Here is a 20,298-nt window from a genome sequence, read left to right as displayed (position 1 = left end):
CCCCTCTCACGTGGCGCGCCCGAATCACAGTGGCCACGAGCGGCCTAGCGTGGATCGAATTCGAGACCTTCACTGACGAGGGATGTCACGCAGGACCAGCAGAGTCCAGCGGTCTCCGGCAGGTGGACTTTGTCTTGCCAGTGGTGAAAGTTCGCATCCTCTTGCCGTAAGTCTTCTCAGGCCCGGCAAAAGTATGTACGTTTGCGGCGTGAGATCCCCGAAGGGGAAGCGTGTGATGCGATGAGGGCTCGTCCCCAGAACCAGCACCGGTCACGTCTGTTGCGTGTGTTGGGTGACAACGAACCGCTATCACGCGCCGAACGCGCCGAAATCGGCGAACTCGCGGACCTCGGCGAACTCATGCGACTGCCTGGCTCCGAGCCAGAACAGAAGCTCGGCCCACTCATCTGCGCCAGTGGCGAACCGGTCTGCTTCGGCCATGCCGCGCTGGCCCGTGCCGCGCTGGCCCGTGCCGCGCTGGCCCGTGCCGCGCTGGCCCGTGCCGCGCTGGCCCGTGACGCGCTGGCCCGTGACGCGCTCGCGGTGGCTGCCGCACGGGACGCGACTGCCGTCAGGGACGCGACTGCCGTCGGGGACACGGCCGGGTCCACGGGGGCGACCCGGCCCATCAGCGATCACGTGTTCGCCGCCGCCTGACTCCCTTGGCCCGCCAGGGGCGTCAGGCACCGAGGAGGCCCTATGGATGCGTTCGAGCCATCCAGGGCGGGCAAGTTCGCCGCCGCCCGCACCAGCACGAACCGCGGCAGATGGACACCGGTGGAGCCCGGATAGGCCCCGGACCCCACCCGGCCCCCGGCGCTCATGTGGGCGCCGCACTCGCCGAAAGGAGTGATCAACGTCATCGACTAATCCGGCCGCATGCCGACTCGACCGATCCGTGACCCCCCAACGGTGAGGAGTACACAGCATCATGTTCGACTACGTAGGGTCAACCCTGCGGCGGCTTCGCCCTCTCGCCGCGGCCCTGGTGGCCCTGATGATCGCTTCGGTGGGCCTGGTCGCCATCACCGTCCGCGTATCGTCCGCCCAAGCGCCCCCTGAGCACTTCTACCCCTATGCCCTTGCGCAAGGACCAGCTGAAGTAGGCGAGCCGATCTCTTTCGACCCGCTGCCCAATGGCTCAGTTCTGCACACCTCGCGCGACGGGGTGCTCCGGCTGACCGACTACAACGGCCGTACGAGCATCGCAGCCCAGCTACACGTCTATACCCATGACGAGGACGGCTTGCAGGGGGTGGCCGTCGACCCCGGCTTCACCGAGAACCGGTGGGTCTACCTCTACTACGCTCCCCGGCTCTCCACCCCCTTGACCGATGCGCCCACCGACGGTGACGAGGCGGCGTTCGCGCCGTACAAGGGCTACAACCAGCTGTCCCGATTCAAGCTCAGCGCCGGCGGCGAACTCGACATGGCCAGCGAGCAGAAGATCCTGCAGGTCCCGTCGGACCGGGGCATCTGCTGTCACGTCGGCGGTGACATCGAGTTCGACGCCGCCGGAAACCTGCTGCTGGCGACCGGTGACGACTCCAACCCGTTCCAATCCGCAGGCAACACCCCGATCGACGAACGACCGACACGCAACCCCGCCTTCGACGCGCAACGGACTTCGGCCAACTCCAACGACCTGCGCGGCAAGCTGCTGCGGATCAAGGTCGCTGATGACGGCGGCTACTCCGTGCCCGAAGGCAACATGTTCCCCGCCGGTACCGCCGCCACCAAGCCAGAGATCTACGCGATGGGCTTCCGCAACCCGTTCAAGATCTCCGTGGACAAGCGCAGCGGCGCGGTCTACGTCGGGGACTACGGACCCGACAAGAGCGACAACAGCACCCCGGAACGCGGCCCGCTCGGCCAAGTCGAGTTCGCCCGGGTCACCGGTCCCGGTTTCTTCGGCTGGCCGTACTGCACCGGCAACAACACTCCTGAGGACACCTACGGCGACTACGACTTCGCCACCGGAACCGTGGGGCCCAAGTTCGACTGCCAGAACGGCCCGGCCAACGATTCGCCCAACAACACCGGTATCACCCAGTTGCCCAAGCCGGTGCCAGCCTGGATCCGCTACAGCGGCTGCGACAACCCCGACATGAACCCGCCGACCGGATGCTCGCAGTCCGAGTCTCCGATGATGGGGCCGATCTACCAGTACGACGCCGCATCGACCTCACAGGTGAAGTTCCCCGCCGAGTACGACGGGCTGGCGTTCCTCGGAGAGTTCGAAAGGCGCTGGATCAAGACGGCCGCAGTCGACGCGGACGGCTCGCCGGGCACCGTCTCCAGCTTCCCCTGGCCGCTGAACTACAAGATCATGGACCTGGAGTTCGGCCCGGACGGTGCGCTGTATGTGCTCACCTACGGCGAGCAGTACTTCCAGAGCGACGACCACGCCGGGCTGTTCCGTATGGAGCACATCGGCACCACCGGACGCCGCCCCGAGGTCAAAGTCTCCGCAGACCGAACGTCCGGACGTAAGCCACTGAGGGTGCGCTTCTCCTCCGCAGGCACCTTCGACCCCGAAGGCACAGCGCTTACCTACAAGTGGGACTTCGGCGACGGAACGACCTCCACCACGCCGAACCCCCGGCACACCTACACCAAACGAGGGCAGTACACACCCACGCTCACGGTGACCGACGCGAGCGGCAAGACCGCGACCGACAGCCTGGTCATCACCGTCGGCAACACCGCCCCCCAGGTGACCCTCAAGCTTCCGCGTGACGGGCAGCTCGTCAACTTCGGCGACGCCGTTTCCTACCGGATCGTCGTGCGAGACGCCGAAGACAGTCCCGTCGACTGTTCGAAGGTCAAGCTGACCTACCTGCTGGGCCATGCCACCCACCAGCACGCCCTCGCCGAGCAGCCGGGGTGTTCCGGGGTCCTGCAGACGCCGGGCGACGGCGACCATGGCGCCGGGGAGAACATCTACGGCGTCTGGGCCGCCGAATACACCGACAACGGCGGGCGTAAGGGAGTCGTGCCGCTGCAAGGGACCGACTCGCACATCACCCAGCCCAAGCACCGGCAGGCCGAGCACTACAAGGCCCAGACCGGGATCACCACGGCCAACCGGACGGGGGCGCACGGTCAGGTCGTGACCAGTATCGAGGCCGGCGACTGGATCATGTTCGAGCCGTACTGGCTCGGCGACGTCTCGTCGTTCACGGCGAGAGTGGCCACCGGAGGGACCGCCGGTGTCGGCGGGACGCTGGAACTGCGCGCAGGAGCTCCGGACGGTCCGCTGCTCGGCTCGGCTGCCGTACCCGGCGGCGGAACGGGCTTCTTCGACGTGACCGGCACCGTCTCAGGCGCGCCGAGGGAGGGCGGCAAGCTCTACCTCGTCTTCAAGGGCGGCACCGGGACGTTGTTCGAGTTCGACGACTTCACCTTCACGACGACCGGCTCCTGAAAGGGGAGACTCGATGAGCGAAATCAACCGGCGCACCCTGCTGGGCGGGGTGGCGGCGACGGCGGTCGGGCTCGGCACAGCCGCGCTGCCGGGCTCCGCCGCCGCGAGTACGACGGCTTCCCAGGCCTCCCATTCCCGCGGACGGGTGCCGCGCGGTGCCGTCAGCATCCAGCTCTACACCCTCCGTTCGCTGCTCGCGGCCGACCTGGAGGGAACGCTTGCCGCCCTGGCCCGGATCGGCTACCGGAAGGTGGAGCTGGCCGGTCTGCACGGCCGTACCGCCGCCGAGTTCCGCGCCATTCTGGACCGGAACGGGCTGAGCGCCACCTCCAGCCACGTCGGCATCGACGGCGACTGGCAGCAGACGCTGGCCGACGCCCGGACGCTCGGCAACCGCTTCGTCGTCGCGCCGTTCGCCCAGTTCGCCACCGCCGACGAGTGGCGTGACTACGCCAGCCGGCTCAACGCAGCCGGGAAGGCCGCACGCGCCGCAGGGCTGCGGTTCGGCTATCACAACCACGCCCACGAGTTCCAGGCGTTGCCGACCGGTGAGCGCCCCTGGGACATCATCACCGCCACCGATCGCAGGCTCGTCCATCTGGAGGTGGATCTCTACTGGGCGGTGACCGGCGGGCAGGACCCGGTTGATCTCATCCGCCGCAACCGCGGCCGCATCCTGCAGTTCCATTGCAAGGACCGGGCGGCGGACGGCTCGTTCGCCGACCTAGGCACCGGCACCATCGACTTCCGGAGGATCTTCGCTCATTCCCGGGAAGCGGGGGTGCTGGAGTACATCGTCGAGAGGGATTCCCAACCCGACCCGCTCAAGACGGCGCAGGTGGGCTTCGACTACCTGCGCACAGTGCGCTTCGGCTGCCGGTAGGCGCAACAGCCATCGAGCGGACAACAACCATCGGGAGAGCAACAACCATCGGGCGGGCAACAACCATCCGATCGCCCTGCCCTGATCCGGGGCAGGGTCTGTAGCCGGCCTCTGTAGCCGGCCTGATCGCGGACGCGATCAGGCCGGCTACAGGGCTACAGGGCCGCCGGGCGATGGCCGGAATCTGCCGATATCGATCTTTTTGGCTCTGACATGGCGTTGTGGCTGGCATAGTCCGCTGCGAATCGGCCCACCCCGTAGACACGCCACCTCAGAGAGGACCTCGGGACGACATGAGCCAGGTGGAGTTTCGGGTCCTGGGGCCGCTGGAAGCCGTCGTGCAGGGCGGGCCGGTGCCGCTGGGAGGACGGCGCGCCCGGCTGGTCCTGGCGGCGCTGCTCCTGGACGCCGGCCGGGTGACGACGGTGGACCGCCTGGCGGAGGTGGTCTGGCAGGGATCCCCTCCGGCCTCGGTGCGGACGCAGGTCGCCATCTGCGTGTCGAACCTGCGGCGGGCGCTCGGTGTGGCGGGGCATGTGATCGAGACCGTCGGACGCGGTTACCGGGTGCGCGCGGACGCCGTACGGCTCGACTCGTGCGTGGCTGAAGACCACATCGGCCGCGCGCGCAAGGCGACCTCCGAGGGACGTCCGGAGGAGGCGGTGGCACTGCTGCGCGCGGCGGTGGCTCTGTGGCGGGGTCCGGTGCTGGACGGGCTGGACAGCGCCGTCCTCGCCGATCAGGCGCTCCGCTGGGAGGAACTGCGCCTGACCGCCGCAGAAGAACGCGCCGAGGCGGAACTGGCCCTCGGCGCTCACCCGGGGCTGGTCGCCGACCTCACTGCGCTCGTCGCCGCGCACCCGTTCCGGGAACGCCTGCGGGCCCTGTTGATGGCGGCGCTGGCACGTTCGGGCCGGCAGGCGGACGCCCTGGCCGTTTACGAGGACGGCCGGCGGGTCCTCGCCGAGGATCTCGGCTTGGATCCTGGGCGGCATCTGCGCACCCTCCACGCGGCGATACTGCGTGACGACTCGTCGGTGTACGGCTCGCCGTGCGCCGTGGAGCCGTTCACGGGGACGCGGCCTGCGCAGCTCCCCGCGGCCGTCTCGGTCTTCACCGGCCGCCGGACGGAACTCAGAGTCCTGGACGACCTGCTGGACGGGCGCCGGGAGTCCGATCGGCATCCGCCGATCTGCGTGATCAGTGGTGTCGCCGGCGTCGGCAAGACCGGGCTCGCCCTGCACTGGGCGCACCGTGTCGCCGGCCGTTTCGGGGACGGGCAGCTGTTCGCCGACTTGCGCGGATACGACGTCCAGGCCCGGCCGGTGGCCGCCGAGGTCGTGCTCGAACGGTTCCTGCGCGCGCTGGGCGTACCGGGCGAACTGATCCCGCGCACTGTCGAGGAGCGCGCGGCCCTGTACCGCAGCACGCTGGAGGGGCGGCGGGTGCTGATCGTCCTCGACAACGCGGCCTCGGCGGCGCAGGTGCGGCCACTGCTGCCGGGCTCGGCGGGGTGCTGTGTCGTCGTCACCGCCCGGCGGCGGCTGGAGGCGCTGGTGGCGGTCGACGGGGCCCGCGCCCTGGCGCTGGACGTGCTCAGCAGCGATGAGGCGTCGGAACTGTTGTCACGGGTGGCCGGAATGGCGCCTGGCACCGTCGATCCGGACGCTGCCCGCAGGCTTGGCGACCTGTGCGATCGGCTGCCGCTGGCCCTGCGCATCGCCGCCGCCGAGCTCGCCACGCGTGCCGGAGGGACGATGACCGATCTCGCCGACCGGCTCGCCGACGAACGCGTGCGCCTCGACGAGCTGAGCCAGGACGAGCTGGAGGTGCGCGCCGGTTTCGCGCTGAGCTATCGCGACCTGCCGCCCGACGCGCGGTCGGCGTTCCGGCGGCTGTCGCTCCTGGACGCCCCGGCCGGGTACGCGCCATGGATGACGGCCGCCCTACTGGACGTGCCCATGAGGACGGCGGAGAGGCTGACCGGGCAGCTGGCCGACGCGCAACTGCTGCAGCCTCTGGGCAGGGACGCCGTCGGCCAAGCGCGCTACACCTGCCACGACCTGATCCGTCTGTTCGCTCTGGAACGCGTCCGCGCTGAGGAGTCGCCTCAGGAACACGCGGATGCCCGCACTCGCGCGTTCGGCGCGATGCTGGCTCTGGCCGAACGGGCACGCCGCACGAGCGAGTCCCCACGGGACGACTGCCTGTGGGTCCGCGGAGACGCGGCCCGCTGGTACCTGGAGGGCTCCGTCGTCGAACGACTGCTCGCCGACCCGGCGCGCTGGCTGGAGGCCGAAAGGTCGAACCTGGTCGCGGCGGTCGCCCGAACGGCCCGGCTGGAGTCCGCCGTCCTGTGCTGGGAACTGGCGGCGGCTTCGGCCTACTTGTTCTTCACCCGCGGGTATTTCGACGACTGGCGCAACGTTACAGAGGAGGCCCTCACGGTCTGCCGCCGAACCAATGACGCACGCGGGCAGACCGCGATTCTGTTCGCAAGGGTCGCTTTCGGCGCGTCGTCCAGGCCACCGTATGGGCGCCCAGTCGAGAAGACGCAGCCCGTCGACTCCTGGAAGCGGGTTATGGGATGAGAAGGAGACGTCCTAGCACCGTGCGTTGTTCCATTAGGCGGTGGGCTTGGACGACTTCGTTCAGCGGGAGCTTGGTCTCGGTGACTACGCGAAGGGCGTCTGCCTGGACCAGGGCGGTCATCTCGGCGATGTCCGCGCGGGCTTGCTCGGAATCGGCGGCGCGCCAGGCCATGAGCGAGAATCCGGTCAGGGTCTTCAGCGCGAAGAGGCTGGTGATCGGCACGCTGGTCAGATCTCCGGCGGAGGCGCCGAAGGCGACTGCGCGGCCGAACGGGGCCAGCAGGCCGATGCTCGTGTGCAGCATCTCGCCGCCCACCGCGTCCAGGGCCAGGTCGACGCCGTCCGGAGCGGCTTGCCGTACCTGAGCGGCCCAGTCGGGTTCGGTGTGATCGATGGCGACGTCGGCGCCCAGTTCCTTGAGGAAGGCGACCTTGGCGGGGGAGCCGGCCGTGGCGATGACCGTCCGGGCTCCCTTGTGCTTGGCCAGTTGCACGGCCAGGTGACCGATCGTCCCGGCAGCGGCGGTGACCAGAACGATGTCGTCCGGTTGCAGGCGGCCCATCCGCAGCGCCCCGAGCGCCACCGGCCCGGCGAGGGACAGCACGCTCGCGGTGCCTGCGTCCAGTCTCGGGGGCACGTTGACGAGCCAGTCGGCGTCGACGACCACGTACTCGGCGTAGGCGTCCTCGGACAGCGCGGCCACACGCGTCCCGACCAGGGCGGGATCGGTGTCCGGTCCGGCCTCCTGGATGGTGCCGACCACGTCGCCGGTCAGGGTGGCGGGCAACGGACGGAAGTAGAGGGAGTCCGGGGAGGTCTCCCTGCGCAGCTGAACGTCGACGTAGTTGAGGCCGATCGCCTCGGCCCGGATCAGGACCTGGCCGGGACCGGGCCGGGGGATGTCGGCCTCCTCGATGGTCAAGACCTCGGGGCCGCCGTGGGCGTGGTAACGCACGCGTCGCATGACTGTTCTCCTGGGTAGCATTTGGACCAGCGGTCAACTTGGTCGAACGTACTGGACCGGCGGTCAACTTGTCCAGGGAGGCATCACTCGATGAGCGAAGGACGGCGTGAGCGCGCCGACGCGGCCCGCAACCGGCGTGCGATCCTGGCCGCCACCGAGGAACTGCTGGCCGTTCACCGGCCTCAGGACATCTCGATGGAGCAGGTCGCGGCCGCGGCGGGGGTCGGCAAAGGCACGATCTTCCACCGCTTCGGCAACCGGACGGGACTGATGCGCGCGCTCATGGTGGAGCGCGCCCACGCACTCCAGGAGACCGTGACCAGCGGGCCGCCTCCCCTGGGAAAGGGAGCCCCCGACCGGGACCGGCTCCTGGCCTTCCTGGACGCGATCGTCGAGGTCGTCGGCCGCAACAAGAGCCTGATGGCCGAGCTCGCCCACTCCGGCCAGGCGCCCGCGGAACACTCGGGTGATCACCCCGTCTACGGCTTCTGGCACGGTCACATCAGTGCGCTCATCAACGCCGAGCGACCCGACCTCGATGCCGACCTGATCGCCCACCTGCTGCTCGGCGCCCTCGGCAGCGGGCCGATCCTGAACCAGCTCACCACAGACGGGCCCGAACGGCTCACCGCGACGATGCGCTCTGTGGCCCGCGCACTCCTCGACGCCCCACCAGAGGGCATCTGAACGTGGTCAGGAGGGGGAGGGGCGGTCGGTGCCCAGCCTGCGGGTGCCCGGCAGGTTCCGTGCGCCCCAGTCGGCGAGTGCGTCGACCACCGGACCGAGTTGCCGGCCGCGCTCGGTGAGCCGGTAGCTGTATCTGAGCGGTCGCTCGTTGTAGGGCACGCGCTCGATGATGCCCGCCTCGGCGAGCCTGCGGAGCCGGTCGGCCAGCGTGTTGGTAGGGATCGCCTCAGCGGAGTCGGCGAGCTCGGCGTTGCGCAACTCGCCGCCCAGCAGCAAGTCGCGCACCAGGAGCAGGGACCACCTGTCGCCCAGGATGTCCAGTGCGCCCGCGACCGCGCAATCTGAGCGGCGCGTGTTCGATTTGGCGACCATAAACCCATCCTACGTGCTCCCTTGCAGTTCGCAAGTGTCGACTCTAGAGTCACTTGCGAACTGCAAGTGACTCAACCGGAGGTCATCATGTCTCTCCCTGTCCCGGCCGTCGGCCGGATGACGTCATGGCTCTGGTGGGTCACGGCGGCATGGGCTGTGGCGATCACACTGGCCGGCGCTATGGGGGTTTTCGACGCCGCCGACGGCAACCCGCCGATCGCACTCGGCCTTGCGGTCGCCATGCCGCCGCTACTGGTGATCGGGCTGCTGATGTGGTCAACGCCATTCCGGGCATGGGCTCGCGCGGCTGATCTGCAGGCACTGACGATGTTGCAGATGTGGCGCGTCGTGGGCTTCGGCTTCGTCGCGGTGTGGGCTGTCGGCGAACTCCCCGGCGCGTTCGCCTTGCCGGCCGGAATAGGCGACATCGTGGTCGGCGTCACCGCACCCGCCGTCACGGCCCGCCTGGCGCGCCGGACTGGGCCGACCATGAAGATCTTCTACGGATGGACCGCGTTCGGCATCATCGATCTCATCGTCGCGGTCGTGCTGGGGGTGCTGCACTCGCCGACGAAGCTGGGGGTACTGGCCACGGCCGACGACACCACGGTGATGTCCGAGCTCCCGATGATTCTGATACCTGCCTTCGTCGTGCCGGCGATGCTGGCGCTGCACGCCATCTCGCTGTTCAACGTGCGCTCGCTGCCAGGCTCACGGTGAGGGAGGTGGCCACCGGGAAGGTCACGCAGGCGGTGACCCGCCCACCGGGCATCTCCATGTTCGAGGGGGCTGGGCGCGGCGGATGTGTCAGGCGCGTCCGCCCAGGGGTGTACGGTGCGCGCGGATCTTCCGGTGGCTGATCCGCCAGCCGTGTGGGGTGCGCAGGACGGTGTCCTCGTAGGTCAGGCTTGCGGTGGTGCCGTCGGCGTTGACGCCGAGCCCCTTGGATCGCGCTTGCACCCGGCTGTCGCCGACCTCGGTGAGGACGACATTGGTGACGTGATGGCCTACCGGGTTGAGCTGGCCCAGCGCACGCCCTGCGGCGATGCAGGCCGCGACGCCCAGCAAGGGCTCTTGCCCGAAATCGGAGATGTCGTAGACGACGTCCGGAGTCAAAACCTCGTCCAGCCGGTCCAGTTCCCCGCTGTCGCACACGTGGCCGTGCATGGAGATCAGCTCGGTGATCGCGGTGCGGTCGTCGGCGGTGAAGGTCATCGTTCCTCCTGGGGTTCCGCGGGCGTCCAGCCCGGTGGAGAACTAAACGGGGAGTTCCCCGGTTAGGGCTGCGCTAAGCTAAGCGGGGAAATCCCCGTTTAGCAACCAGGGAGCCTGTGATGACCGCCACATCCGGACGTGCGCGCCGTGCGGACGCCGCGCGCAATGCCCGGCTGCTGCTCGCGGCGGCCAGGGCGCTGTTCGATGAGCACGGCCCGGACGTCGCCTTGGACGAGGTGGCGCGGCGGGCGGGCGTCGGCAACGCGACCCTGTACCGGCACTACCCGACCCGCGGTGACCTGCTCGTGGCGGTCTACGCCGACGAGGTCGCCGCGCTCTGCGACCAAGGCGCCGCTCTCCTGCACGCACCGGCACCTGGCGAGGTGTTCTACACCTGGCTGGAAGCCTTCGCCGTCCATGTGGCGACCAGGAGGACACTGGCCTTTGCCGGCACGGACCACGATGGAGAACGGCGCACAGCCCTGTTCGACCGCTGGCACACCTCGATGACCTCGACCGCGGACAAACTGCTCTCCAGAGCCCAGGAAGCCGGTGAGGTCCGTACGGACCTCACCGTGACCGAGGTCCTCATGCTCACGAACGCGATCGCCGTCTCAGATACCGACGCCACCCGGGTGCGGCGCCTGCTCGCGATCCTTCGTCACGGATTCAGCGGACAGGCTGCGGCCGACTGAGCCACTGCACGGCGTTTGGGCGAGTCAGCCCATCGCGAAAGTCCATGAAGCCGTCATCCCCGCAGCCCCCCTCGATGAGGTAGGCGGCATTCCACAGTGGATGCCGGTACGCGTAGTCGGTCACCCCGGTCGCCAACCGCGGTGCGCGCCCGCTCGATGAGGCCCCACCAGTCATCGATCTGCATGGCCAGGGAGCCTGGAGCAGGGGGGTGACAGAGGCCCCGGTGGAACGCGATTCAGCGATGATCCGCCAGCTCGACTGAGGTTGCGCTCTCTCTAGTCTTGTCCTCCAGAGACCGATGGAGGGACGAGTGGAGTTCAGGGAGATCGAGATCTTTCTGACGCTGGCCGACCGCGCGCTGGTGGTGCGGGCCGGGCGACCACTGGCCGAACGCGGCTTTGCCACCGTGGAGGACCTCGGCGACCACCACGTGGTCGACGCCGAGGGGATGGTACCGGCCGAGACGCTGGAGACTCTCTATCCGCCGCTGACTCCCGCCGGACGCCCCATCGTCCGCCGCCACAGGGAGGGCCGGATGATCGAAGTACTGTCGCTGGTGGCCCGGGGGGAGATCGTTCACCCGACGGTGGCCTCGTTCGCCGACTACTACACCCATCCCGGGGTGTCGGTGATCCCGTTGCGCGGAATGCCGCCGCTGGAGAGCGCGCTGGTTTGGGCGGCCGAGCGGGAGACGGCGGCGATCCGCGCGTTCGCCGAGGCCGCCACGCGACTCAGCGGCGTCTCCAACGCCTGGCCGGCCACGGGCTCACCCAGTTGAAGGACCAGCCAGATCCGCCTGCGATCCCGCAACACCGTCGGCTCGGCCAGTGGGTCTCCGTCCACCACGACCAGGTCCGCGATCTTGCCGGGCTGGACGGTGCCGAGGTGCTCGTCCAGGCCTAGGGCACGGGCTGCGGTGGCCGTCGCCGCGACCAGTGTCTCGGCGGGACTCATCCCGTGCCGGATCATGCGCACGAGTTCGGCGGCGGCATCGGAGAACGGCTGCCAGTCGTGCCCGAGGGCGATCGGCACGCCGGCCGCACGTGCCGCCGCCAATGTGCGGTCGGCCTCGGCCAGGTTGTGCTTGGCGAGGTCCACCAGCGCCGGCGTCCACCCGGACTCCTCGCCGAGAGCCTCGACGTCCTCGCCGATGCCCGCGACGCCGTAGTAGCACGACAGGGTCGGCACCAGGATCTGCCCGGCCTCGGCCATGTGGTCCAGGAGGTCGGGACGTTGGTTGAGATACATGCCGTGTTCGACGGTGTCCACGCCCAGCGTGATGGACAGCTCCGTGCCGGCCAAGCCCTCCGCGTGCGCCGCGACCAGGTAGCCGAGCCGGTGCGCCTCGTCGATCAGCGCGGCCATCTCTGCTTCGGTCAGTTGCGCGGGGTGGGGGTCCTCCAGCTCGACCGAACGCGCCCCGGTGGACATGACCTTGATGAAGTCGGCCCCCCGCCGCACCTGTTCGCGCACCGCCTTGCGCACGTCGTCCGGTCCGTCCGCCTCCCGGTACATCCCGTCGAAGAACCGGCCGCCGGGTGCGGTGGCGGATACGATCCGGCCGCAGGTCAGCAGCCGGGGGCCGGAGAACGCCCCGTACCGCATCGCCTGCCTGGCCGACACCACCGCGTCGCCGTAGGAGCCGACGTCGCGCAACGTCGTGAACCCCATCCGCAACGTCTCCTGCAACTGCGCAGCCAGGAAATGCGCGGTCACGTCCGGCCACAGCGGCTCGGCACCCTCCGCAGGCGCGGGCGGGGTCGTGAACACGTGCGCGTGGGCGTCGATCAAACCGGGGATGACGGTACGGCCCTCCACATCGACGACGTCCGCTCCGTTCGGCACACCGTCGCCGGCTCGCCCAACCCTTTTGACCACTCCATCCTCAATGAGGATTCCCGCGCCCGCCCTGACCGGCCCACCGGTCCCGTCGAACAGGCGGACGTTCGTCAGCCAGAGAAGACCAGGACGACCAGGAAGATCAGTGAGTCTCATGCCTTCATCGTTCACGGACGTCCGTCCTGGAACAACGACGGATCACTCACCGCAATGATGAGCCAGGCTCATAGCTGTCATGCGGAGATGGCCGTCGTTCCAGTTACCGCGCCCACAGTCACGATGACCTGGATGTAGGCGTCCGCGAACGATCTTCTCAGGCGCTCGGTCAGGTCCTTCGGGGCATGTGGACAGTCGGCGGGGAGCCTGTCTAGACTCATTGTCTAGATTTAGAAGATGAATGCAGCTGAGTGTTCCGGGGGAGCCTTGTGGCACGCGTCGTTGATGGGGCCGAGCTGGATGGGCGCAAGGGCGTCGTTGCTGCGGCCTCGGCTGAGGCGGACGAGCACCTCATCCGTGAGGCCGAAAAGATCGCTGTTGCGCTGGGCCGCATGTTCCCGGGCCTGTGTGAGGTCGTTCTGCATGACCTGCGGACTCCGGAGCACGCGATCCGGGTGATCGAGAACAACCTCTCTGGCCGCGAGGTCGGGGACTCCGTCACGGAGCTGGGCTTGGCCCGCATCGAGGACCCCGGCTACCCCAGTGTCATTCAGAACTACCCCAACCAGTTCCCCGACGGCCGCCCGGCCAAGAGCACGTCCATCGGAATCAAGAACGCCGCCGGTGAGTACATCGCGGCCCTCTGCCTCAACCTCGACGTGTCGGTGCTGTCGCCGATGACGCTCGCCCTGTCCAACCTCGTGGCCACGGACACCGAGCACCGCGAGCAGTCCCTGGAAACCCTGCGAGACCGCAACGCGCGCGCGCTGCGCCAGGCCGTGGAGGAACTGGCCGCCGAGCGCGGCGCGACTCCCCGTTCATTGAGCCGGGAGGACAAGAAGGCACTGGTGCGGCAGCTGCACCAGGACGGCTACTTCGACTCGCGCGATGCCGCACAGGCCATCGCGGACCTGCTCGGCGTGTCCCGGGCGACCGTCTACAACTACGCCAAGTGAGGGGCATTTCGTGACCGCAGGATCGGCCACCCAGCCCGTTTCTTCTTCCGGCGCCGGACGACCATCGGCTGCGCCCCGTCTGCTGCACATCACGGAGGAGCAGACCGCCGCGCTCGTGGACGAGGACCTGGCCCTTGAAGCGGCCCGCGCCGCCTTCGCCGCGACGGTGGACGGCACCGTCTTTCCCAGTCTCGCCGTGCATGGGTCCGATCCGAGCAACCGGTTCACCCTCAAGCCGTCCGCGTCCGCGACGCATGCCGGGGTGAAGATCGGTACCTACTTGCCGGGTAACACCGAGCACGGGCTGCCGCGCCATCACTCCACCCTGCTGCTGTTCGACCAGACGATCGGCAGGATCGCGGCCGTCCTGGAAGTCGGCACCGCGAACGCCTACCGGACCGCTGCGGCTGACGCTCTCGCCGTCGATCTGCTCGCCCGTTCCGGCGCCACCACCCTGGCGGTCGTCGGCACCGGCCACCAGGCGGCCTACGAGGTGGCGGCCGTCAGCCGCATCCGGCCCATCAGCGCAGCTCCGGCATCGGCTTGCAGGACCTGTATCTGGGCTTGGCCCTTCTGAGGAAGATGGACATCTCTCTGTGAATATCCCTGCCGACGCCACGAGCCCCCACACCGCGCGGACTCTGGCCGATCCCGATACCCCGTTCGCCGTCGTCGACGTCCACAAGACCCAGCGCAACATCGAACGACTGGCTGCCAGGGCCGACCGGCTCGGGGTCACCCTTCGTCCTCACGTGAAGACGGCCAAGAGCCTCGACGTCGCCGCCCTCCTGCACCACGGCACCCCTTGCCCCATCACCGTCTCCACCCTCGCCGAGGCCGAGGCGTTCGCCGACGGCGGCTACACCGACATCACCTACGCCGTCGGTATCGACCCCCACAAACTCCCGCGCGTCCTCGCGCTGCTGCGCCGTGGCGTCACCCTGCGCGTCTTGCTGGACAGCATCGAGCAGGCGTCGTTCGTCGGCGAAGCCTCCCGCCAGGCCGGCCTTCCCGTCCCCACCCAGATCGAGATCGACTGCGACGGCCACCGTGGCGGCCTCAAACCCGACGCCCCCGCGCTCCCTGAGATCGGCCGCATCCTGCACGACGCGGGCTGTCTGGACGGCGTGCTGACCCATGCGGGCGAGTCCTATTTCGCCTACACCGCCGAGGAACAGCGCCTGGCGGCGAAGAACGAACGCGACTCCGCCGTCGTCGCGGCAGAGCGGCTGCGCGCGGCCGGTCTGCCCGTGGCCACCGTCAGCGTCGGCTCCACCCCGACAGCCCACGCGGCCGAGGACCTCACCGGCGTCACCGAACTGCGCGCAGGCAACTACGTCTTCTTCGACCTGGTGATGGCCGGCATCGGCGTCTGCGACATCGCGGACCTCGCGCTGTCGGTCGTCGTCACCGTCATCGGCCACCGCCCCGAGTACGGATGGATCCTCACCGACGGCGGATGGATGGCCATGTCCCGCGACCGCGGCACCGCCGTCCAGGCGCAGGACCAGGGTTATGGTCTGGTCACCGATCTTGACGGCACCCTCATCCCTGGCCTGGTCATGACGGGTGCAAGCCAGGAACACGGCACCCTCACCGCCCGTGACGGCGCCGGGCTGCCCGACCTGCCCCTCGGCATGCGCCTGCGTATCCTGCCCAACCACGCCTGCGCCACCGCCGCACAGCACCAGGCCTACCACGCCATCGACGGCAGCCGGACCGCGAACACCGCACCGGCGATCCAGGCCTTGTGGAAGCGCGTCACCGGCTGGTGACCAGCTGCCTCGCTCTGTCCTGGCGCACCGTCGCCGAGCGGCTCTGGGTTCACGCGTAATAGCGAAGGTCTGGCCACCCGAATCTCTGGTGGCCAGACCTCAGTGACGCTCGGATCAGGTGTTGTGGTTGCGGCAGTTCATGGAAGTCCAGGCCCCGCCGGTCCTGCGTGCCCGGATGTTGATGATGCCGTCCTCCTGCAGGTTGCCGTCGGTGTAGCGCTGGGGGTTGTTGGTGCAGCCTTGGGTGTGCGAACCGAAGTGACGCCACACGCTCTCCCCGGCGTACTTCCACTCGCCCCTGATGCCACGGCCGTCGTTGCAGTTGAGGTCGTACAGATGGAAGACGTCCCCTTCGGTGTAGAACCTCACCTGCCCGACGGTTCCGGCCCCCGTGTCCGTGATGTTCTTCGTGCAGACGTGATCGGCCTGGGCCTGGCCGCCCGTAATGAGGACGGCGACCGCTGCGCTGCCGAAGACCAGGGCTGCCTTGCGCTTCATGACGTACTCCTTGGGACGATGGGCATTGGCGGTAATCTCGCAGCGCGCGTCATAGCCCGGTCATAATCACGTCCTCACCGCACGTGGCCCGGGTCCCAGCGAGCCGGAGCGGACAGCCGCGATGCGGACCCGCGGAGCCGCGATGCGGACCCGCGTGCCTCGGGAGAACCGATGTCGGTGAACAGCGCGTGGGCCTGGCCCCAGGCGGCACGGGCCGCCTCCTGGTCGCCGCCGGCCGCCTGGACATCCCCGAGGACCTTCAGCGCTCGCGCCCGCCAGAGCGGGATGCCCAGCTCGGCGGTGATCCGCGCCGACTCCCGCACATGGGCGATGGCCTCCTCGGTCCGCCCGCGACGATGATCGACCTCGCCCAGCGGCAGCCGGACCCGTGCCTCCATGAACCGGTCCGCCACCTCCCGGGCGAGCGACAGGGCCTGCCTCAGCAGCGCGGACGCCTCGTCCAACCGGTCGGTCCGGAGCCGCACCAGCCCCAGCCCGTACCGCGCGGCGGACTCGCACCGCGTGTCGCCGAGCTCCTCGGCGATCTCAAGCATGTCCCGGAACACCGATTCGGCGCGGTCCACCTCGCCCGCGCCGAGATGGACGTCGCCGAGGAGCGAGAGCACTTCGGCCCGGGCGCGCCGATCCCCCTCGCCCTCCACGGCCAGTGCCTGCCGCAGGTACGGGCGGGCCTCCTCCGGCCGTCCGATGTCGATCAGCAACTGGCTCATCGAGCGCAGGGCGAGGATCTCCGCGCCCTGGTCTCCCAGGGCACGGAGCACCCCGATCGCCTCCTGATGACGTGCGATCGCCCGCTCGTACAGTCCGCGCATGCCTTCGATGTGCGCGAACAGCAGAAGCGCCAGCAGCAGGCCGTGCTGGTCGCCCACGTCTTCGAACCCCTTGATCGCCTCGTCCAGGGCGGTGGCGGCCTCCGCGTGACGGTGCTGGTAGACCCACAGCATGGCAAGACCCGTGAGCGTCACGGCCGTTCCGCGCAGGTTGCCGGCACGGCGCGTGGCCGCCAGGGCACGGGAGAAGGTGACCTCCCAGTCATCGTCGTGCCCGCGGGTCAGGAAGAGCGAGGCGGCGCTGGCGGCCAGGTCCCAGCACAGCTCGTCGAGCCCGGCCTCCGCGGCCTGCCGGACACCCGCGACGATGCTCGGCCGTTCGGCGTCGTACCAGCTCAACGGGTCGATCTGGACCCCCCCCGGCTCGACCACCCCGCCGGGCTCGACCACGCCTCCCGGTTCGCCGGCCGCCGCGAGCCAGCGCTCCGCTGTACCGTGCAGGACTGCGTAGTCGCCGCCGTACACCGTCCGGTGGGCCGTCTCCGTCAGTGCCAGCAGGCCGCCCAGCACACGGCCGACCGCAGCCGTACGTTCTGCCTGGTCCTCCTCGATCTCCGCCCGTTCCCTCGTGAAGAGGCGCACCAGGTCGTGGAGGCGATACCGGACCTGTCCGGCGGCGTCCCGCCCGGACACGTCAACGAGTTGTGCGTCGACCAGCTGGTCGATCAGCTCGCCGGCCTCGGCGATCGGCGCGTCGAGCAGCGCCGCCCCCGCCCAGGCTGGAAAGTCGGGCGCTTCCAGCAACCCGAGCAAGTGGAACAGTTTGCGCGGCCGCGGCCGCAGATCCCGATAGCTGAGTTCCAGGCTCGTGCGTACTGCCAGACCACCGTGGACGAGCTCGTCCAGCCGCCGGCGCTCGTCGATCAGACGCTCGGCCATTTCGGCCAGCGTCCGGTGTGTTCTGGTCGCGAGCCGGGCGGCCACGATCCGCAATGCGAGCGGCAACCGCCCGCACAGCCCGGCCAGCGTCCGCGCCGCCACCATCTCGGACGCGATCCTGTCGGCGCCGGCGATGCGCGACAGCAGCTCGACGGCCTGGTCCCGTTCCAAGACGTCCAGTTCCACCAGCCGCGCGCCGGGAAGCCCCGCCAGCCGGGACCGGCTCGTGACAAGCACGGCACAGCTGGGCGCACCCGGGAGGAGCGGTTGCACTTGCGCCTCGTCCCTGGCGTTGTCGAGCACCACCATCACCCGCCGGTCCGCCAGCCACTCCCGGTACATCTCCGCCCGCTCGTCGAGGCTTTGCGGGATCGCCGCGCCCTCCACGCCCAGCGCTCGCAGGAACCGCCCCAGGACCTCGGCGGGCTCGGCCTGATGGTGGTCCGCGCCGCGCAGGTTCACGTACAGCTGCCCGTCGGGGTACGCCTCTCGCAGCGCATGCGCGACGTGCACCGCCAAGGTGGTCTTGCCGATCCCCGCCTTGCCCACCAGCACCGAGACCGCCACCGCGTACCCGCCGCGCCCCGCCCGGTACAGGTCCTTGAGCCGTTCAACGGCCTCCTCCCGGCCCACGAAGTCGGCCACGTCAGGCGGCAGCTGGCAGGGCCGGGGCCGTTCCACCGCCTGCACGGCCAGCGTGCGGTCCTCGGTGAGGATGGCCTGCTCCAGGGCCCGCAATTCGGGTCCGGGCTCCAGACCCAGTTCGGCTACGAGCGTCTCGCGCGCCCGGCCGTAGGCCGCCAGCGCCTCTCCCTTGCGACCGCCCCGGTAGAGCGCAGCCAGCAGCATCGCCCACAGTCCCTCACGCAGTGGGTGCTCGCGGACGAGGGCCGCCAGCTCACAGGTCACCTCGTGGTGACGGCCCAACGTGAGCTCCAGCCGCAGGCATTCCTCGAGTACGGCCAGGCGCCGTTCCTCCAGCCGGACCGCCTCATTCCTCAGAGCCTCACAGTCGAATTCGGCCAGGGCGGGTCCCTTCCACAACTCCAGGGCACCCCGCAGTGCCGTCACAGCCTCCGGAAGACGTTTCGCGGCCGCCGCGCGGCGGCCTTCGGCGATGCGGCGCGTGAACGCCAGCACGTCGATCTGCTCCTCATCCGCGCACAGCCGGTACCCACCAGGCAGGGTCGTGATGACATCCGGCGGAACACCTCCCAGCGCCAAGACCCGGCGCAGCCGCCCGACACCGTTCTGCACCTGCCGACGCGCGGTACCCGGCGGCCCCTCAGGCCAGGTCATGTCCACCAGCCGGGTGACGGGCACCAGCCGGTTGGCGTGAAGCAGCAGCATCGCGAGCAGTTCACGCACTCTCCGCCCGGCCACCGGCACGGGCCGGCCCGCCACCGTGACCTCCAGTGGCCCGAGTACCTGGAACCTCATATCCCGTGCGCCTTCACCTGTCGGCCATCTGGCACAGGCATCAGGATGTGGGCAGCCGATCATCTAGTGCATCGGGGGAACCACTTAACAGACCCCGTATTGCACCACCCTCCCCACAAGGGCCCATATGGCCATGCCGGTCAGGGACCATGCCGGTCAGGGACCATGCCGGTCAGGGACAACGCCAGCCAACGTCAGGCGAGGCGCCGTGAGGTGATCTCCTCCGATGCCTCGGCGACCTGCCGGCCGAGCTCGGGCAGCTGGTCGACGTCGAGGCGCGAGTCCGGCATGGAGACGGCCAAGGCGGCCAGCGGTGTGCCGTCCTCGTCCAGGATCGGTGCTGCGACCGCGCAGACCCCCGGCCGGAACTGGTTGATGTTCACCGCGTAGCCCTGCCGCCGGACCTCGCCGAGATCGGCGCGCAGGACGTCCGGGTCGGTGATCGTGGTGTCCCCGAAGCGCTTCAGCCCTCTGGCGATCACCTCATCGACCTCGGCCCGGCTCAGATGGGCGAGCACGGCCCGTCCGGCCGCGGTGGCGTGCAGCGGCGAGGTGTCGCCGATCCGGTGGAACGTGCGCACCGCGTGGTCGCAGTCCACCCGGTCGACGACGACCATGCAGTGCACGCCGTCCAGCACCGTCAGGTGGATCGTCTCGTTCAGGGCCTCGCGGAGCCGCAGCATAGGCTCCCGCGCCGCCGCGAACAGGCTGGCGCCCTGGAGCGCGGCGGGCCGCACGGCCAGCACCCGCGCCCCCACCTCCCAGCGCGTGGTGTCACCCCGGCTCGCGCGCAGCCAGCCCGCCTGGTTCAGGGTGACGAGCGTGCGCTGCACCGTCGACTTGGGCAGCCCGAACATCTTGGTCAGCTCGCCCACGGTCACGGGCTGATGCTGCGCGACAGCCTCCAGAATCTGCAGGCTGCGGATCACGCTCTTCATCTCGGTCATTTGTTTCCCCTGGTTAACCTGCAGATTGCAGTCCGGACCCCTCTTGACGGCCGGATGTTCCACTGTCATTCTGGTGCCAGATTGTAGCACACCGTTCCACAATGTGGCATAGAGGTTGGCCG

18 protein-coding genes are annotated in these 20,298 nt (G+C 69.3%); 10 read left to right on the top strand and 8 right to left on the bottom strand.

The annotated features are described in order from the left end of the window. Window positions 1-288: 288 nt before the first annotated feature. The 4 genes from ACH34W_RS08135 (at window position 289) to ACH34W_RS08120 (ending at window position 6,901) form a co-directional block, all read left to right on the top strand. Complete coding sequence (locus ACH34W_RS08135) at window positions 289-657, top strand: hypothetical protein (protein WP_395960127.1); 369 nt, start codon at window positions 289-291, stop codon at window positions 655-657. A 274-nt stretch (window positions 658-931) separates the two neighbouring features. Further along, window positions 932-3,427 (top strand): PQQ-dependent sugar dehydrogenase, encoded by a 2,496-nt coding sequence (locus ACH34W_RS08130; protein WP_395960126.1) that lies wholly within the window; start codon window positions 932-934, stop codon window positions 3,425-3,427. A 13-nt stretch (window positions 3,428-3,440) separates the two neighbouring features. Further along, window positions 3,441-4,310 (top strand): sugar phosphate isomerase/epimerase family protein, encoded by an 870-nt coding sequence (locus ACH34W_RS08125; RefSeq protein WP_395960125.1) that lies wholly within the window; start codon window positions 3,441-3,443, stop codon window positions 4,308-4,310. A 293-nt stretch (window positions 4,311-4,603) separates the two neighbouring features. After that, window positions 4,604-6,901, top strand: coding sequence for an AfsR/SARP family transcriptional regulator (locus ACH34W_RS08120; RefSeq protein WP_395960124.1), 2,298 nt, complete (start codon window positions 4,604-4,606; stop codon window positions 6,899-6,901). Here ACH34W_RS08120 and ACH34W_RS08115 read toward each other — a convergent pair. After that, a complete protein-coding gene (locus tag ACH34W_RS08115) occupies window positions 6,891-7,865 on the bottom strand; it encodes a zinc-binding alcohol dehydrogenase family protein (protein WP_395960123.1) in 975 nt (324 codons plus the stop codon). The two genes, ACH34W_RS08120 and ACH34W_RS08115, sit on opposite strands and share 11 nt — an antisense overlap. Window positions 7,866-7,955: 90 nt before the next feature. Between ACH34W_RS08115 and ACH34W_RS08110 the strand changes: the two genes are divergently transcribed. Continuing rightward, window positions 7,956-8,552, top strand: a complete 597-nt coding sequence (locus tag ACH34W_RS08110) for a TetR/AcrR family transcriptional regulator (RefSeq protein WP_395960122.1) — start codon at window positions 7,956-7,958, stop codon at window positions 8,550-8,552. A gap of 6 nt (window positions 8,553-8,558) precedes the next feature. Here ACH34W_RS08110 and ACH34W_RS08105 read toward each other — a convergent pair whose 3' ends face one another. Next, window positions 8,559-8,924, bottom strand: a complete 366-nt coding sequence (locus tag ACH34W_RS08105) for a winged helix-turn-helix transcriptional regulator (protein WP_395960121.1) — start codon at window positions 8,922-8,924, stop codon at window positions 8,559-8,561. Window positions 8,925-9,011: 87 nt separating this feature from the next. Here ACH34W_RS08105 and ACH34W_RS08100 point away from each other — a divergent pair, with 87 nt between their 5' ends. Continuing rightward, on the top strand, window positions 9,012-9,644 hold the full coding sequence (locus ACH34W_RS08100; RefSeq protein ID WP_395960120.1) for a hypothetical protein: 633 nt from the start codon (window positions 9,012-9,014) through the stop codon (window positions 9,642-9,644). Window positions 9,645-9,731: 87 nt separating this feature from the next. On the opposite strand, the gene ACH34W_RS08095 is transcribed toward ACH34W_RS08100, so the two are convergent. Continuing rightward, window positions 9,732-10,139, bottom strand: coding sequence for a nuclear transport factor 2 family protein (locus tag ACH34W_RS08095; protein WP_395960119.1), 408 nt, complete (start codon window positions 10,137-10,139; stop codon window positions 9,732-9,734). Window positions 10,140-10,258: 119 nt separating this feature from the next. Here ACH34W_RS08095 and ACH34W_RS08090 point away from each other — a divergent pair, with 119 nt between their 5' ends. Then, entirely contained in the window at window positions 10,259-10,834 is a 576-nt protein-coding gene (locus ACH34W_RS08090) for a TetR/AcrR family transcriptional regulator (protein ID WP_395960118.1), read from the top strand. On the opposite strand, the gene ACH34W_RS08085 is transcribed toward ACH34W_RS08090, so the two are convergent. Both ACH34W_RS08085 and ACH34W_RS08080 read right to left on the bottom strand, forming a co-directional pair. Beyond that, window positions 10,809-11,009 (bottom strand): DUF4240 domain-containing protein, encoded by a 201-nt coding sequence (locus tag ACH34W_RS08085; RefSeq protein WP_395960117.1) that lies wholly within the window; start codon window positions 11,007-11,009, stop codon window positions 10,809-10,811. The genes ACH34W_RS08090 and ACH34W_RS08085 overlap by 26 nt on opposite strands. Before the next feature lie 432 nt (window positions 11,010-11,441). Beyond that, window positions 11,442-12,830, bottom strand: coding sequence for an amidohydrolase family protein (locus ACH34W_RS08080; protein WP_395960116.1), 1,389 nt, complete (start codon window positions 12,828-12,830; stop codon window positions 11,442-11,444). Window positions 12,831-13,099: 269 nt separating this feature from the next. On the opposite strand from ACH34W_RS08080, the gene ACH34W_RS08075 reads away from it, so the two are divergent. The 3 genes from ACH34W_RS08075 to ACH34W_RS08065 are packed head-to-tail and all read left to right on the top strand — an operon-like array spanning window position 13,100 to window position 15,561. After that, window positions 13,100-13,786 carry a transcriptional regulator gene (locus ACH34W_RS08075; protein WP_395960115.1) on the top strand — a complete coding sequence of 229 codons (687 nt, stop codon included), beginning with the start codon at window positions 13,100-13,102 and terminating at the stop codon, window positions 13,784-13,786. Window positions 13,787-13,796: 10 nt separating this feature from the next. Then, window positions 13,797-14,363, top strand: a complete 567-nt coding sequence (locus ACH34W_RS08070; protein WP_395960114.1) for a hypothetical protein — start codon at window positions 13,797-13,799, stop codon at window positions 14,361-14,363. 19 nt (window positions 14,364-14,382) lie between these two features. Next, entirely contained in the window at window positions 14,383-15,561 is a 1,179-nt protein-coding gene (locus ACH34W_RS08065; protein WP_395960113.1) for a DSD1 family PLP-dependent enzyme, read from the top strand. Between the two features lie 114 nt (window positions 15,562-15,675). Here ACH34W_RS08065 and ACH34W_RS08060 read toward each other — a convergent pair whose 3' ends face one another. The 3 genes from ACH34W_RS08060 to ACH34W_RS08050 all read right to left on the bottom strand — a co-directional run bounded on the left by ACH34W_RS08060 (window position 15,676) and on the right by ACH34W_RS08050 (window position 20,176). Next, window positions 15,676-16,059, bottom strand: a complete 384-nt coding sequence (locus ACH34W_RS08060) for a hypothetical protein (protein WP_395960112.1) — start codon at window positions 16,057-16,059, stop codon at window positions 15,676-15,678. A gap of 74 nt (window positions 16,060-16,133) precedes the next feature. Then, complete coding sequence (locus ACH34W_RS08055) at window positions 16,134-19,229, bottom strand: BTAD domain-containing putative transcriptional regulator (RefSeq protein ID WP_395960111.1); 3,096 nt, start codon at window positions 19,227-19,229, stop codon at window positions 16,134-16,136. Window positions 19,230-19,423: 194 nt separating this feature from the next. Beyond that, the gene (locus ACH34W_RS08050; protein ID WP_395960110.1) at window positions 19,424-20,176 is read right to left on the bottom strand and encodes an IclR family transcriptional regulator; all 753 of its coding nucleotides are present in this window, start codon (window positions 20,174-20,176) and stop codon (window positions 19,424-19,426) included. Window positions 20,177-20,298 lie beyond the last annotated feature (122 nt).

The organism is Actinomadura sp. 6N118 (assembly GCF_044326415.1).
Taxonomy (GTDB): Bacteria; Actinomycetota; Actinomycetes; order Streptosporangiales; family Streptosporangiaceae; genus Spirillospora.
This window is presented reverse-complemented; position numbering and strand designations above follow the sequence as displayed.